A 14,102-nucleotide genomic window follows, 5' to 3' on the forward strand; every position below is an offset into this window, starting at 1 on the left:
CCCTGACCCCCAAATGGTTTTTTTGATAGATTGACCCCCAAGGAGACGACACCATGAGCAGCTGGACAATGGCAGAAGTACAACACGACAACGCGAAGATCAAAGTAATTGGCGTGGGCGGAGGCGGCGGTAATGCCGTGGCGCACATGCTGACTAAAGATCTGGACGGCATTGATTACATTTGTGCGAACACGGACGCGCAGGCACTGCGCAAAACCCAAGCAGATACCCTGCTGCAACTCGGCGGCAATATCACCAAGGGATTGGGCGCGGGTGCAGACCCGGAGCTCGGCCGTCAGGCTGCTCTGGAAGATCGTGAGCAAATCCAGGAAGCCATCAAAGACGCGAACATGCTGTTCATCACCACCGGGATGGGCGGCGGCACGGGGACTGGCGCAGCACCGGTCATCGCGCAAATCGCCAAAGACATGAATATTCTCACAGTCGCCGTGGTCACCCGTCCGTTCACCTTTGAAGGCAAGGTGCGGGCGGTGGCGGCGCAAACCGGGATTACCGAGCTGGAAAAACAGGTCGATTCGTTGATCGTGATCCCGAATGACAAGCTCAAGGCGGTGATGGGTAAGGGCGCCTCACTCAAAGATGCCTTCAATGCGGCGAATGAAGTGCTGTATACCGCCGTGTCGGGGATCAGCGAACTGATTACCCGTCCCGGACTCATCAACCTCGATTTCGCCGATGTCCGCACGGTCATGACCGAGCGCGGGGTATCCATGATGGGTACCGGCGTGGGTACCGGAGACAACCGAGCCATTGAAGCCGCCGAAGCGGCGATTCACAGCCCGCTGCTGGATGATGTGTTCCTGGAAGGTGCGAAAGGCATTCTGGTGAATATCACCTCCAATGGCGATCTGAGCATTGGCGAATACGAAGAAATCGGCAACCTGATGCACGGTCTGGCCGGAGATGACGCGGTCGTCAAAGTCGGCACCACCATCGACGAAAGCCTGGAAGGCACCCTGCGTGTCACCCTGGTTGCCACCGGGCTGCGCCGTCAGGGCGGCAGTGTTGAGGAGGCCCGCAAGCCCAAGGTTGTGGTCAGTAATGATGTCCCGCGAACCAGCGGCGGGGTGTCCGACCTCTACCACGATTCGTCCGTCAGCATCCCCATGCGGCAACCGATCGCGCAGGTGCGCGGTAACACGGCGGTGAACATGGATTTGGTGGATATCCCTTCGTTCTTGCGTCAGCAGGCCGACTGATCCGTTGGCGCTCAAAGACGCGCGTTCCTCGCGCGTCTTTCCACACCGTTCGCCTGCCCGTTGAGCCGAGTCGTCTCCGGCTCAATGGGTGGGTTCCCGAAAAACGCCTCAGCAGACCCGTTCTGTGGGGCGTTTTTTTCGCGCGTCACCCTGCTCTGAACGAAATCCTGAGCGCGTCGATCAAAAACGCGTGGATTCGCACGGAATCGATCCGGATTATCGTGAGATGGCGCGATCAGAAGGGCGCGCCTGATCGGTCTATTTGCCGATGTTGTAGATGTATTGATTCAGTTGCGCCATGTCCGTACTGGTGCGCCGGTACAGATTGTCGAGACTGATCAAGGCATATTCCAGCAGCAATACCGTGAGCACAGGGTGTTCCAGGCGCAGACGCTGATACATCGTGCGGGGGAGCCGGAGTAGGCGGGTCGGTTCGCTGGCGCGCAGCCGCACATTCCGGGGGTTGCGGTCGAAGAAGCTCATTTCGCCCAGCATCTCACCGGCAAGAATTCGCCCGACCACCACTTCGTTGACGCTGGGGCCGACGACGAGCTCGGCCTCGCCTTCGAGGAGAAAATACAGCGATTCCCCCACTTCGCCGATGTCTGCAATGATGTCGCCGGTTTGCAGATTCATCAAATCGCAGAAGTCGAGGAAGGCGTTGATCTCGCGCTGGGTGAAAATTTGGGTGTCACTCAGCGTGGATAAAAACTCCGTGAGTTGTTTGCGGTCATTGTCGGTAATCATGGTGCATCCTGCCTTATTGGCTTGGTTGGTCGAATCGGTCAGAGGTCAGCTCGAAAAACCTGCGGCACGAACAGCGTACGGCGTCGCATCCACATGTCATCAGTCTATCGAACAGGCCGTTGAAAAACTCTTTTCAGCGGCCTGCTCAAGCCCGAGGACTCGTGCACCGTTTCGCCGGAAATCGAGCCGAACGGGGCAAATTCCACGTATCTCGCTTTCATTGTCCTCGTTGATGCCGGATTTATCGATGAATTTTTTACATGATTTTTATATTCAAATATCAATTCTATGACTGCCTGCACTCCGGCATACTGCTTTCATCACATCGGCGGGCAGCGTTGCCGCTGAGGAAGATTGTCCGGCAGTGGGGTTTCCGGTTCGGCATCCTGCTAAAATTGCCGGAATTTTCGCCCTCTGTGTGCCGAATCCGTTTTTAGAGTTTATTTAACTTTTTGTTTTAGGGGTGTTTTATGTTTTCCAAGTCGATGACGATCGCTGAGTTTGATCCGGTGCTGGCGCAGGCTATTGCGGATGAAGTCGCCCGCCAGGAAGATCATGTAGAGCTGATCGCCTCGGAAAATTACGCCAGCCCGCGCGTGCTGGAGGCCCAGGGTTCGGTATTGACCAACAAGTATGCGGAAGGCTATCCGGCCAAGCGGTATTACGGCGGCTGCGAGTTTGTCGATGTCGCGGAACAACTGGCCATTGACCGGGCGAAAGAGCTATTCGGCGCCGATTACGCCAATGTGCAGCCGCACTCGGGCTCGCAGGCAAACGCGGCGGTCTTTATGGCGCTGTTGAATCCCGGTGACACGATTCTTGGGATGAGTCTGGCGCATGGCGGGCATCTCACGCATGGCGCCAAGGTGAATTTTTCCGGCAAGATTTACAACGCCGTGCAATATGGCATCGACGATCAGGGTTATATCGATTACGCCGAGGTCGAGCGGCTGGCGCGGGAGCATCGCCCCAAACTGATTGTCGCGGGCTTCTCGGCGTATTCCCGCGTGGTCGATTGGGCGCGGTTCCGGGCGATTGCCGATGAAGTGGGTGCCTATCTCGTGGTGGATATGGCGCATGTGGCGGGTCTGGTGGCCGCTGGGGTTTATCCCAGCCCCGTGCAGATTGCCGATGTCACCACCTCGACGACGCACAAAACCCTGCGCGGCCCGCGCGGGGGCATCATCCTCGCCAAGGCCAACCCGGAAATCGAGAAAAAGCTCAATTCGCTGGTGTTTCCGGGGATTCAGGGCGGGCCGTTGATGCATGTGATTGCCGCTAAGGCCGTGGCGTTCAAAGAAGCGCTCCAGCCAGAATTCAAAACCTATCAGCAGCAAGTGGTCGAAAACGCCCGCGCGATGGCCAAGGTGTTCGTTGCGCGGGGGCTGGATGTTGTCTCGGGCGGCACGGATAACCATTTGTTCCTGGTGAGTCTGGTGAAAAAGGGCTTGACGGGTAAGGAAGTCGATGCCGCGCTCGGCCAGGCACACATCACCGTCAACAAAAACGCGGTGCCGAATGATCCGCAGTCGCCCTTTGTCACCTCGGGCATCCGGGTGGGCACGGCGGCGATTACCACACGCGGTTTCGGTGTGGCCGAAGCCACGGACTTGGCTGGGTGGATGTGCGATGTCATCGATCACCTGCAGGATGCCGCTGTGCTGGCAGAAGTTCGCGGCAAGGTCACGGCGTTGTGTCGGCGTTTCCCGGTCTATCAACACTGATTTGACCGCAGCATGAAGTGCATCGCCTGCGATCAGGAACAGACGCATGTGATCGACTCGCGAGTCGTCGAATCCGGCCAGTCAATCCGGCGGCGGCGCGAGTGTTTAGTTTGTGGCCATCGGTTTACGACCTATGAAACCGCCGATGTCCGCATGCCGCGCGTGGTCAAAAGCAACGGCGCGCGCCAAAGTTTCAACGAAGACAAGCTGCGGAGCGGCATGATGCGGGCCTTGGAGAAGCGCCCCGTGCCAACCAAAAAGATCGACGAGGCCATCGAAGGCATCAAAAAAAATCTGCAAGCCTCGGGGGAAAAGGAAATTCCGGCGCGGCGGATTGGTGAGTTGGTAATGCAGTCCTTGCGGCGACTGGATCAGGTGGCCTATCTACGGTTCGCCTCGGTCTATCTCGCCTTCGATAACCTTGAAGCGTTCCGCGCCGCTATTGAAGGGCTGAATGCGGAATCGGCGGGGCGCGAGTAAACCGATGACCGGGTTCAACCCAGCACAGACGGCCATCGATCAACAGTGGATGGACGAGGCACTGGTGCTGGCGGCGCGCGGTCTGACCACCACGCAGCCGAATCCCCGGGTGGGGTGTGTGCTGGTGCGGGATGGTTCTGTGGTCGGGCGAGGCTTTCACGCCCGCGCGGGTCAGCCGCATGCCGAGGTGTTGGCGCTGGCAGAGGCGGGGGAACGGGCGCGCGGTGCAACGGCTTATGTCACCCTGGAACCTTGCGCCCATCACGGTCGAACCCCGCCCTGCGCGCCCCAGTTGGCGACCGCGGGTGTGGTGCGGGTCGTCAGTGCCATGGAAGATCCCGATCCGCGCGTGGCCGGACGGGGACATGCGCTGTTGCGGGCAGCGGGGGTCGAAGTGACCACCGGCGTGCGTGCCGAGGCAGCCCGGGCACTCAATCCGGGTTTTCTTTCGCGTGTCGAGCGCGGTCGTCCTTGGGTGACGCTGAAAATCGCGCAGTCATTGGATGGCCGCACTGCGCTGGCCAATGGTGACAGTCAGTGGATCACCGGCGAAGCGGCGCGGCGCGATGTGCAGTTTTTACGCGCGCGGCATGCGGCGGTACTCACGGGCATCGACACGGTGCTGCGCGATGATGCGCGGCTGAATGTGCGCTTGAGCGCCGAGGAACTGGGCATCGAGGGGGCGGTGCGCCAGCCGGTGCGGATCGTGCTCGATAGCGGTTTGCGGCTTTCGCCCTTTGCGCCTTTGTTTGATGTGTCCGGCGCGGTGTGGTTGTATACCCAGGCGGCGGAACCGTCCCCACGCGCGGCGGAATTGCAGGCGCGGGGCGCTGAACTCTTGCCCGCGCCGTATCAGCCGGGGCGAGGGCTGGATTTGCCACACATTCTGCAGGATCTGGCGCGACGCGGGATCAACGAGGTTTTGGTCGAGGCGGGGGGCAAACTGTCTGGCGCCTTTTTGGCCGCTGGTTTGGTGGATGAACTGATCCTTTATCAAGCGCCGATCCTGCTCGGCCCCGATGCCCAGCCTGCGGCGGCGCTGCCGACTTGCACCGCCTTGGCTCAGGTGGCGCGCTGGCATTGGCTTGAAAGCGTACCGGTCGGGGCGGATCTGCGTCATACCCTGCGCCCGCTGTTGCCTGTTCAAACGACCTGAATCACCGAGGAACCCGCGATGTTTACTGGCATCATTCAAGCCGTCGGAACCCTGGCCGCTTTGACCCCCCGTGGGGGCGATGTGAGCCTCACGCTCGATGCGGCGGCATTGGATTTGTCGGCGGTGCAGTTGGGCGATTCTATCGCGGTCAACGGCGTGTGTCTGACCGTCACCGCCCGCAACCGGCAGCAGTTTTCGGTGGATTGTTCGCGAGAAACGCTGAAGTTAACCACGCTCGGCCAGTTGCGGCCGGGGGCTCGGGTTAATCTGGAAAAGGCGCTCACGCTGGCGACGCCACTCGGTGGGCATCTGGTCAGTGGGCATGTGGATGGGCTGGCGCGGGTCGAATCGCGCGAGGAAGAGGCGCGCGCCACCAGTTTCTGGCTGCGCGCCCCGGATGAACTCGCGCACTACATCGCCAAAAAAGGCTCAGTGACCATCGATGGGGTGAGTTTGACGGTCAACGAGGTGGAGGGCGCCCGTTTCCGGTTGACGATCATCCCGCACACGCTGGCGCAAACGATCATGGGCGAGTACCTGTCGGGAACGCAGGTCAATCTCGAAATCGATGTAGTGGCGCGTTACCTGGAGCGTCTGTTGCAGGGGCGGGTGACCGCGCCGCCGTCTGCATTCGCGGGCTTGTCAGGTTCGCCCTACGCCTGAGCCGGCATGGCGTGCCCGCGCGGAGCGCAGCCGGGCGCAACCTGATAGAATCCCCAGCTTCCAGAACTGTCGTCGGACACCGCTATGAGCTTTAGCCCCATTCACGAAATTCTCGACGAGTTGGCTGCGGGTCGGATGGTGATCATCGTTGATGATGAAGACCGCGAGAACGAAGGGGATTTGTTGATGCTGGCGGAAAAAGTCCGGCCGGAAGACATCAACTTCATGGCGCGGTTTGGTCGGGGTTTGATCTGCCTGACGCTGACCGAGCAGCGCTGCCAGCAGCTCAAGCTGCCTTTGATGGTCGCGCGCAATAGCGAGAATTTCTCGACGGCGTTTACCGTCTCCATCGAGGCCGCCGAGGGTGTGACGACCGGGATTTCCGCCCAGGATCGGGCGATAACGGTCCAGGCCGCCGTGGCGGCTGGTGCCAAGCCCTCGGATATCGTACAGCCTGGGCATATTTTCCCGCTGATGGCGCGCGCCGGGGGCGTGCTCACCCGCGCCGGGCACACCGAGGCAGGCGTCGATCTGGCGCGATTGGCGGGTGCCAAGGAGCCCGCCGCCGTGATTGTCGAGGTGCTCAACGAAGATGGCACTATGGCGCGCCGCCCCGATCTGGAGCAGTTCGCCGCGACGCATGGCCTGAAAATCGGCTCGATTGCCGATCTGATCCGTTACCGGATGAAGCACGAGCGATCCGTCGAACGACTGAGCGAAATTCCACTGCAACTGCCCTCCGGTGCGTTTCGACTGTTCGCTTACCAGGATCATTCCAGCGGACAGGTGCATTTGGCGCTTGTGCGGGGCGAGCCGAGCGCCGATCAGCCGGTGCCGGTGCGTGTGCATGTCCATCAGCCGGTGTGCGATTTGCTCAATCCGTTGGGGCGAGATTGTGGCTGGCCCTTGCCCGATGTGTTGTCCCGATTGGCCAAAATGCCGGTTGGCGTTGCGGTCTTGCTGCGTCCGCCCGTTGATGAGCAGGCGATCGTTGAGCAACTCAGACACTGGCAGTTTCCCGAAACCTCGGGGCAGACGGGCGGGGATCATGTCCGCACCTACGGGGTCGGTGCCCAAATTCTGATCGATCTCGGGGTGCAGCGCATGCGCGTGATGAGCGCCCCCAAACATTTCCATGCCTTGGCCGGTTACGGGCTTGAGGTGGTTGATTATCTCTATGATGATGCCGAGCATCCGGCGGGAGTAAGTTCATGAATACAGCCATTCCGACCCTCATTGAAGGGGGGCTGACCGCGCCCGAGGGTGCGCGCTTTGCGGTCATTGCCACGCGCTGGAATGCATTTATCGTGGATCGTTTGACTGAGGGAGCACTCGACACCCTCAAACGGCACGGCGTGCCTGCCGATGCGGTCACCGTGGTCAAGGTGCCCGGTGCCTACGAGATTCCGTTGATCGCCCAACGCTTGGCGGCGAGTGAACGCTACGATGCCGTCATTTGTCTCGGGGCAGTCATCCGGGGTTCGACCGCGCATTTTGATTATGTGGCGGGCGAAGCGGCCAAGGGGATTGCGACCGTCGGGATGGATTACGATATTCCGGTCATTTTTGGCGTTTTGACGACTGATACGATCGAGCAGGCCATTGAGCGCGCCGGCACCAAGGCCGGCAATAAGGGGGCGGAGGCCGCCGCCACGGCGATTGAGATGGTGAACCTGCTCAAACAGTTGGATGTGCAGCCGTGACGCGTCTGGGCGATATTCCGTGGGAAGCGGTGCCACAGCCCGCCGGGCCCGAACCAGAATCCGAGACTGAGCAGGCATCTTCTGCGCCGCGCGCAGGTGCCACGGCGGGAAAAAAAGCGGCGCGCCATTACCCGGCTCGCCCCCCCTCGAACAAAAAGCGCTGGCGCTGGACTCGGGAACGCGCGGTTCAGGCGCTGTATCAGCAACTGTTGAACTTCACCCCGCCGGATCAACTTGAAGCCCAGTTTATGGAAGATCCCTTCATGCTCAAGGTTGATCTGGCCTTGTTCAGGCACATTGTGCGGGGTGTGAGCGAACAGGGGGCGCACATCGATGCGGTGTTTGCCCCGCTGCTCGACCGGCCGTTGGCCGAGTTGGATCCCATCGAGCACGCCATTCTGCGGCTGGGTGCGTTTGAACTGATGCATTCGCCGGAAATTCCCCGTGCGGTTGCGATCAACGAAGCGGTGGAAATGGCCAAGTTATACGGGGCGACCGAGGGCCATCGTTATATCAATGGGGTGCTCGACAAGCTCGCGGATCAGGTTCGCCCCCATGAAGCGCGGCGCTAAAGGCTGTTTTCTCGTTCCGGGTTTGCGAACAATGGCGGGCGTGCCGGTTTCGAAATCCCTAAGGAAGCACTGAATAAATCCATCCATGGATTTATTCAGCATGCCTCGTCGCGGCGGGCTTACGCCAGCTACGCGTTCATGTCCGCGACGGTCTTCACGAATCAACGATTTATGTCGTTGTTCGTGTTGGGGCATCCTGCCCCAAGCGGGAAGCGCTGATTTAATCAGCGCTTCCCTAACTCAATTCATCCCGGGATTGATTCAGAGAGCGCCGCCAAACTGGGGGTATCCCCGCGCCAAACGGGGCGCGCGGATTTATTCCGCGATGCGCGATCGGATTGGAAATTCTGGAATTAAAAAAACCGGCCTAGAGGCCGGTTTTTCGTTGCGTTGCCCTCGCCGAAGCTCCGGGTATTCAGTGCACGAGATGCTGGTATTGCTGAATCCCGGAAATCAGCCAATCCCCTTGAGGCGATGAGGCGGGGTGGCGCACATGCCAGACTTCTGCGATGGATTCCGGTTGTCCGTAATTTTCTCGGACGACCCCCTGGAAGAGGACTGAGGCCACCACGACATCACCGGGCTCATGGCTCAAATCCAGCAGCTGTGCATTCAGCGACTGTACCTCAGTGACATTGAATTCCTCGCCCATCCGCGCCCGCTCTTGCGATAACTCGGCAAACAATGTTGGCGTGAAATACTCGCGCATGGATTCCATGTCATTGTTATCCCAAGATTTTTGCAGGTTGGTAAAATGCGTTTTGGCTGCTTCGAGGAACTGTGTTTCGTTGAACCAGGCCGGTGCCTGGATCAGATCGGCGGGTGGGCTGCCTGCTGAAACCGGGGGAATCGCAGCGGTGCGCCCCTGCGCAGACGGTGCTGCTGGATGACCCGCATAGGCAGGCGCCGCTGGGCGGGATTTTTGGCGCAATGCGCGGATTAGAAAATAGGCGCCCACGCCAAAAATCAGCATGATGATGAAATCAACCGGGGTGAGCCCATCAAAGGCACCGCCGAAAAACAGGGCGGCCAACAGCCCGCCGGCCGCCAGACCGGCCAGAGGGCCGAGCCAGCGGTTGCCATTGGGAGCCGCCTTGGCTGGCGCGGCAGCAGTGCCTGCCGGTGCCGCTGCGGGGGCTGTGGCTTGGCGGCTGTAACTGTGTTTCTGTTGACCGAGGTTGCTGCCCCCGCCAATGCGTTTGGCTTCAGCGGTCTGCAGGGCGCCCAAGGCGACCAATCCCAAACCCAGAGTGAGCAACAACGCCCACGATGACAACTTTTTGTACAACATGATCAGGCTTTCCTGAATTACCTACATTGTTGAGCATTCTAGTGAGGGGTTCGGCTGGATGCACTGATCGGGCTGGACTTTCGCATAGTGTGCGCACTTAATCGATGAGGCATGAATTCAACGGGTTGCCGGTATACTGTAAGAAATTTCTATTCAGAATTGGTTGTCATGTGATGGGCTTTTGGGCGCAATACGGCTTGTTTCTCATTCAGCTATTCAGCGTGTTGCTGATGGGGGTCTTGCTGGTGATGCTGGTTGCGCGTGCCCGTGGGCGGGGGGCGCGCGGAACGCGGCAGGACTGGCAATTCGAATCGCTCAACCAAACGGTGCAAACCAGCGCCGATGCGTTGGCACGGCAGGTGTTGGATGATCGAGCCTGGAAGCGCCGACAAAAGCAGCAGTCCGAAGATGCCAAGGCGCGTAAAAAAACCGCTTCGACCGAACCTCAGGTGTTTGTGTTGTCTTTTACCGGAGATTTGCGTGCCAGCGCGGTAGAAGCCTTGCGCGAAGAAATTACGGTGGTGTTGAGCGTGGCGCGCCCGGCAGAAGACGAGGTTCTGCTGTTGCTGGAAAGCCCGGGCGGACTGGTGACGGCGTATGGTTTGGCCGCCGCCCAGTTGGCGCGCTTGCGGGTAGCCGGAATCCGGCTCACTGTGGCGGTGGACAAAGTGGCGGCCAGCGGGGGCTACATGATGGCGGCGGTGGCCGATCATATAGTGGCGGCGCCGTTTGCCGTGGTCGGATCGATTGGCGTCGTCGCGCAATTACCGAATGTGCATCGACTGCTACAGCGCCATGAAATTGACATCGAACTGCATACGGCGGGGCAGTACAAGCGAACTTTGACCGTTCTGGGTGAGAATACCGAGGAAGGGCGGGAAAAATTCCGGATGCAGCTCAATGAAACCCACGATTTATTCAAGGCATTCTTGCAGCAATATCGCCCCGTTCTGGATTTGTCTGTGGTTGCGACTGGCGAATACTGGTTTGGCCAGCAGGCATTGGCGCTGAATCTGGTCGATGAATTGGCGACGAGCGATGCCTGGATTTCGGCGCGTTTGGCCACCCATCAATTCACCCGGGTTCGGAAAATGGCCCGCACGACCTGGCTGCAGCGCGTTCGTGGTGAGGCACAAGCCGCAGTCACAGAGGCCACGGAACAGCTCTGGGATCGGTGGCGTCATAAACTAGAAGATCCCCAGGAAAAGATTTAGTGGTGCGGAAGACTTGAGGGCGCAAAATACTTAGGGAAGACGGGCACTTGCGCTGTGCGCGACTGCCTGTTCGAACTTTTGCGCTGAATTTCTTTCTTACCCGTAAACCATAAAAGCTATACTATTAATTTAGCGAAGAATTTTAATGGCGCGTGGCTGGGCATTTGCCTGGCGTGCCGCGCTTGGATGAGTGATGACTGATCAGCCGCAATTTGATATTTGTACCGAAGACCGGATGCCGGTGTTGATGCTGCGGGTGACGCAGTTGTGGCGTCAGCTTATGGATAATGAACTGGCGCATCATGGCTTGAGCCAGGCCAAATGGCGCACGCTCGCCATTCTGGCGATGCATCCCGAGGGCATGATTCAATCGGAGCTGGCCGAAGAGCTGGGGGTTGAAGGTCCGTCCCTGGTGGCCATGTTGGATCGTTTGTCGCGGGATGAGTGGGTCAAGCGCATTCACAGCGAGACGGATCGTCGCTGCAAGATTATCCAGCTCACCCCGCGCGCCTGGCCGCTGATCGAGGAAATTCGCCAAAGCTCCGAGAAGATTTACCAGCGCACTTTTGCCAAAGTCACCGTCGCGCCCTTGCCGTTGGTTGAGGCGTTTTTTTTGGAACTGCGGGATCGACTCTATGACGACCTGCCAGAAAAGAAACGACCGCAACGCCGGGGCTGCAGTTTGCCCTCGTGCCGGGAGTGGGGGGAATCTTCCTGACGACACCGCTGAGCCAAGCGGTATTGTATGGATGAGACCGGAATGCTGCCGCACCCCTGTGTCAAGCGGGAAGCGCTGAATGAATCCGCCACGCTTCAGCCGAGGGATTCCAGTCGCTGCCGAATCAGATCGACGACCATGCGCGGGGTCTTGTTGGCGGTTTCGATAACCAAATCCGCTGCTGATCGGTAGAGTGGTTCGCGCTGCGCCATCAACTCGCGCAGCTTGCCGATGCGATCGGGGGTTTGAAGCAGTGGGCGCTGGGTATCCTGCGCCGTGCGTTCCGCCTGTTGATGCACGCTGGCATGCAGATAGACCACGAAGCCCCGTTCTGCGAATAGCCGCCGGTTTTCCGGTCGCAGAATGGCACCGCCCCCTGTGGCAAGCACCCAGCCGGGGCTGCGGGTGATTTCATTGATGACCGCGACCTCCCGATCCCGGAACCCCGCTTCTCCTTCGATTTCGAAAATCAGCGGAATCGTGGCGCCGGTGTGCTGCTCAATCTCTTTGTCTGAATCCAGAAAGGGGAGGTTCAGTTGATGGGCGAGCATTTTCCCGATGGTGCTTTTACCGGCGCCCATGGGACCGACCAGGATCAGGCTGTTCTGCTGCATAACCGTTTTATTTCGTGGGCGCAAAAGTCCGTAGTCTAGCCACGCGCGATGGATTTTCAATGCACGGTCTGTTCCTGCGCTGCAAATGTGTCATGCCTTTGTCGGCAATCCCCGGTACACTGTGCGCCTTAATTTTTACTAGCTGGCCGTGCTTTGCGGCAAAATCAATGAAAAACAACAACCTGAAGAATATCGCGATCATTGCTCACGTTGACCACGGCAAGACGACCCTGGTCGATAAGCTGCTGCAGCAATCCGGCACGCTGGATGCCCGAGCCGATACCGGTGAGCGGGTGATGGATTCGAATGCCATCGAAAAAGAGCGGGGCATCACGATTCTGGCGAAGAACACGGCGATCCGCTGGACGAGTCCGTCGGGTGAGCAATACCGCATCAATATCGTCGATACCCCCGGTCACGCCGATTTTGGCGGAGAGGTTGAGCGGGTGTTGTCGATGGTGGATTCGGTCTTGCTGTTGGTCGATGCAGTCGATGGCCCGATGCCGCAAACGCGTTTTGTGACCCAAAAGGCGTTCGAGCACGGCTTGAAGCCCATTGTGGTCGTGAACAAGGTCGATCGTCCGGGGTCACGGCCGCAGTGGGTGGTCGATCAGGTGTTCGATTTGTTTGATCGCCTGGGGGCGAGCGACGAGCAGTTGGATTTCCCGATTGTCTATGCCTCGGCGCTCAATGGCTATGCCGGGCTGGAAGATACGGTGCGCGATGGCGATATGACTGCGTTGTTTCAGGCGATCGTCGATCATGTGCCGGCACCGGATGTGGATGTCGATGGCCCGTTCCAGATGCAGGTTTCCAGTCTCGATTACAACCCGTACATGGGCGTGCTTGGGATTGGCCGGATCAAGCGCGGCCGCGTCAAAACCAACACCCAGGTGAAGGTGATGGATCGTGAAGGCAATGTGCGCTCCGGTCGTATGTTGCAGATCATGGGCTTTCACGGCCTGGATCGAGTCGAAGTGCCCAGTGCCGAAGCCGGCGACATCATCGTGTTTTCCGGCCTCGATCCGCTCTTCATCTCCGATACCATTTGCGATCCGGACGCGGTGGAAATGCTCCCGCCGCTGACCATCGACGAGCCGACCGTGAGCATGACCTTCCAGGTCAACACTTCACCGTTTGCCGGCAAAGAAGGCAAATTCGTCACCAGTCGCCAGATTCGCGACCGGCTGCACAAAGAGCTGCTCCACAATGTGGCGCTGCGGGTGGAAGATACCGAGGATGGCGACAAATTCCGCGTCTCGGGTCGTGGCGAGCTGCACTTGTCGGTGCTGATCGAAAACATGCGCCGCGAGGGGTTTGAACTCGCCGTCGGGCGACCGGAAGTCATCATTCGTGAAGTCGATGGCCAAAAACAGGAGCCCTACGAGCAACTGGTGGTCGATATTGAAGAAATCCATCAAGGCGGGGTGATGGAAAAGCTCGGTATTCGCCGGGCGGAAATGCGCAACATGCAGCCGGATGGCAAAGGCCGGGTTCGGCTCGAATACATGATCCCGTCGCGCGGCTTGATTGGCTTCCGCACCGAGTTTTTAACGGCGACCCAAGGAACCGGCTTGCTGTTTTCCGTGTTCGATCATTACGGGGAATACAAGCCGGGTACCGTTGGTCAGCGCATCAATGGCGTGTTGATTGCTAACGAAACCGGCAAGGCGCTGGCCTATGCGATTTTCAACCTGCAGGATCGCGGCCGCATGATGATCGGGCATGGTGACGAGGTCTACGAAGGCCAGGTCGTCGGCATCCACTCGCGGGACAACGACCTGACCGTCAATGTGCTCAAAGGCAAAAAACTCACCAACATGCGCGCCTCGGGGACGGATGAGGCCTTGATTCTGGTGCCCCCGATCCGCTATACCCTGGAGCAAGCGCTGGAATTCATTGACGACGACGAGCTGGTCGAAGTGACGCCGTCGTCGATCCGCATTCGGAAAAAATGGCTGACCGAGCTTGATCGCAAGCGATACGGGCGTGGTGACTAA

14 protein-coding genes are annotated in these 14,102 nt (G+C 59.2%); 11 read left to right on the plus strand and 3 right to left on the minus strand.

Annotated features, from left to right (window positions below):
• Positions 1 to 53: 53 nt before the first annotated feature.
• Entirely contained in the window at positions 54 to 1,220 is a 1,167-nt protein-coding gene (ftsZ, locus tag VOI35_RS01900) for a cell division protein FtsZ (protein ID WP_407276214.1), read from the plus strand.
• Between the two features lie 258 nt (positions 1,221 to 1,478).
• Here the strand turns inward: ftsZ and VOI35_RS01905 are convergent, their stop codons facing one another.
• On the minus strand, positions 1,479 to 1,967 hold the full coding sequence (locus VOI35_RS01905; RefSeq protein ID WP_407276215.1) for a Crp/Fnr family transcriptional regulator: 489 nt from the start codon (positions 1,965 to 1,967) through the stop codon (positions 1,479 to 1,481).
• Between the two features lie 470 nt (positions 1,968 to 2,437).
• Here VOI35_RS01905 and glyA point away from each other — a divergent pair, with 470 nt between their 5' ends.
• From glyA to nusB, 7 genes are all read left to right on the plus strand, one after another.
• Positions 2,438 to 3,691: a serine hydroxymethyltransferase gene (glyA, locus tag VOI35_RS01910; protein ID WP_407276216.1), complete on the plus strand. Its 1,254-nt coding sequence runs from the start codon at positions 2,438 to 2,440 to the stop codon at positions 3,689 to 3,691.
• A 12-nt stretch (positions 3,692 to 3,703) separates the two neighbouring features.
• Positions 3,704 to 4,171, plus strand: coding sequence for a transcriptional regulator NrdR (nrdR, locus tag VOI35_RS01915; RefSeq protein WP_407276217.1), 468 nt, complete (start codon positions 3,704 to 3,706; stop codon positions 4,169 to 4,171).
• A gap of 4 nt (positions 4,172 to 4,175) precedes the next feature.
• A complete protein-coding gene (ribD, locus tag VOI35_RS01920; protein WP_407276218.1) occupies positions 4,176 to 5,327 on the plus strand; it encodes a bifunctional diaminohydroxyphosphoribosylaminopyrimidine deaminase/5-amino-6-(5-phosphoribosylamino)uracil reductase RibD in 1,152 nt (383 codons plus the stop codon).
• A gap of 18 nt (positions 5,328 to 5,345) precedes the next feature.
• Positions 5,346 to 5,990 carry a riboflavin synthase gene (locus VOI35_RS01925; RefSeq protein ID WP_407276219.1) on the plus strand — a complete coding sequence of 215 codons (645 nt, stop codon included), beginning with the start codon at positions 5,346 to 5,348 and terminating at the stop codon, positions 5,988 to 5,990.
• Between the two features lie 84 nt (positions 5,991 to 6,074).
• Positions 6,075 to 7,205 carry a bifunctional 3,4-dihydroxy-2-butanone-4-phosphate synthase/GTP cyclohydrolase II gene (gene ribBA, locus VOI35_RS01930; protein WP_407276220.1) on the plus strand — a complete coding sequence of 377 codons (1,131 nt, stop codon included), beginning with the start codon at positions 6,075 to 6,077 and terminating at the stop codon, positions 7,203 to 7,205.
• The gene (ribE, locus tag VOI35_RS01935; protein WP_407276221.1) at positions 7,202 to 7,693 is read left to right on the plus strand and encodes a 6,7-dimethyl-8-ribityllumazine synthase; all 492 of its coding nucleotides are present in this window, start codon (positions 7,202 to 7,204) and stop codon (positions 7,691 to 7,693) included. Before ribBA ends, ribE begins: the two co-directional genes overlap by 4 nt.
• Positions 7,690 to 8,265, plus strand: a complete 576-nt coding sequence (gene nusB, locus VOI35_RS01940; protein ID WP_407276222.1) for a transcription antitermination factor NusB — start codon at positions 7,690 to 7,692, stop codon at positions 8,263 to 8,265. Before ribE ends, nusB begins: the two co-directional genes overlap by 4 nt.
• 415 nt (positions 8,266 to 8,680) lie before the next feature.
• On the opposite strand, the gene VOI35_RS01945 is transcribed toward nusB, so the two are convergent.
• Positions 8,681 to 9,556 carry a Tim44 domain-containing protein gene (locus VOI35_RS01945; protein WP_407276223.1) on the minus strand — a complete coding sequence of 292 codons (876 nt, stop codon included), beginning with the start codon at positions 9,554 to 9,556 and terminating at the stop codon, positions 8,681 to 8,683.
• Between the two features lie 173 nt (positions 9,557 to 9,729).
• Between VOI35_RS01945 and sohB the strand changes: the two genes are divergently transcribed.
• Both sohB and VOI35_RS01955 read left to right on the plus strand, forming a co-directional pair.
• Positions 9,730 to 10,770: a protease SohB gene (gene sohB, locus VOI35_RS01950; protein WP_407276224.1), complete on the plus strand. Its 1,041-nt coding sequence runs from the start codon at positions 9,730 to 9,732 to the stop codon at positions 10,768 to 10,770.
• A 193-nt stretch (positions 10,771 to 10,963) separates the two neighbouring features.
• Positions 10,964 to 11,488 carry a MarR family winged helix-turn-helix transcriptional regulator gene (locus tag VOI35_RS01955; RefSeq protein ID WP_407276225.1) on the plus strand — a complete coding sequence of 175 codons (525 nt, stop codon included), beginning with the start codon at positions 10,964 to 10,966 and terminating at the stop codon, positions 11,486 to 11,488.
• A gap of 95 nt (positions 11,489 to 11,583) precedes the next feature.
• Here the strand turns inward: VOI35_RS01955 and aroK are convergent, their stop codons facing one another.
• Entirely contained in the window at positions 11,584 to 12,102 is a 519-nt protein-coding gene (aroK, locus tag VOI35_RS01960) for a shikimate kinase AroK (RefSeq protein ID WP_407276226.1), read from the minus strand.
• A 167-nt stretch (positions 12,103 to 12,269) separates the two neighbouring features.
• Here aroK and typA point away from each other — a divergent pair, with 167 nt between their 5' ends.
• The gene (gene typA, locus VOI35_RS01965; RefSeq protein ID WP_407276227.1) at positions 12,270 to 14,102 is read left to right on the plus strand and encodes a translational GTPase TypA; all 1,833 of its coding nucleotides are present in this window, start codon (positions 12,270 to 12,272) and stop codon (positions 14,100 to 14,102) included.

The sequence above is a fragment of the Halothiobacillus sp. DCM-1 genome, from assembly GCF_045689735.1.
Lineage (GTDB): Bacteria > Pseudomonadota > Gammaproteobacteria > Halothiobacillales > Halothiobacillaceae > Halothiobacillus.

Bases quoted from the DNA above. Each gene is read 5' to 3' on its own strand.
- aroK (WP_407276226.1), bottom strand. From the start codon at position 12,102: ATGCAGCAGAACAGCCTGATCCTGGTCGGTCCCATGGGCGCCGGTAAA.
- ribBA (WP_407276220.1), top strand. From the start codon at position 6,075: ATGAGCTTTAGCCCCATTCACGAAATTCTCGACGAGTTGGCTGCGGGT.
- VOI35_RS01905 (WP_407276215.1), bottom strand. From the start codon at position 1,967: ATGATTACCGACAATGACCGCAAACAACTCACGGAGTTTTTATCCACG.
- VOI35_RS01945 (WP_407276223.1), bottom strand. From the start codon at position 9,556: ATGTTGTACAAAAAGTTGTCATCGTGGGCGTTGTTGCTCACTCTGGGT.
- ribD (WP_407276218.1), top strand. From the start codon at position 4,176: ATGACCGGGTTCAACCCAGCACAGACGGCCATCGATCAACAGTGGATG.
- VOI35_RS01955 (WP_407276225.1), top strand. From the start codon at position 10,964: ATGACTGATCAGCCGCAATTTGATATTTGTACCGAAGACCGGATGCCG.
- VOI35_RS01925 (WP_407276219.1), top strand. From the start codon at position 5,346: ATGTTTACTGGCATCATTCAAGCCGTCGGAACCCTGGCCGCTTTGACC.
- typA (WP_407276227.1), top strand. From the start codon at position 12,270: ATGAAAAACAACAACCTGAAGAATATCGCGATCATTGCTCACGTTGAC.
- sohB (WP_407276224.1), top strand. From the start codon at position 9,730: ATGGGCTTTTGGGCGCAATACGGCTTGTTTCTCATTCAGCTATTCAGC.
- glyA (WP_407276216.1), top strand. From the start codon at position 2,438: ATGTTTTCCAAGTCGATGACGATCGCTGAGTTTGATCCGGTGCTGGCG.
- ribE (WP_407276221.1), top strand. From the start codon at position 7,202: ATGAATACAGCCATTCCGACCCTCATTGAAGGGGGGCTGACCGCGCCC.
- nrdR (WP_407276217.1), top strand. From the start codon at position 3,704: ATGAAGTGCATCGCCTGCGATCAGGAACAGACGCATGTGATCGACTCG.
- ftsZ (WP_407276214.1), top strand. From the start codon at position 54: ATGAGCAGCTGGACAATGGCAGAAGTACAACACGACAACGCGAAGATC.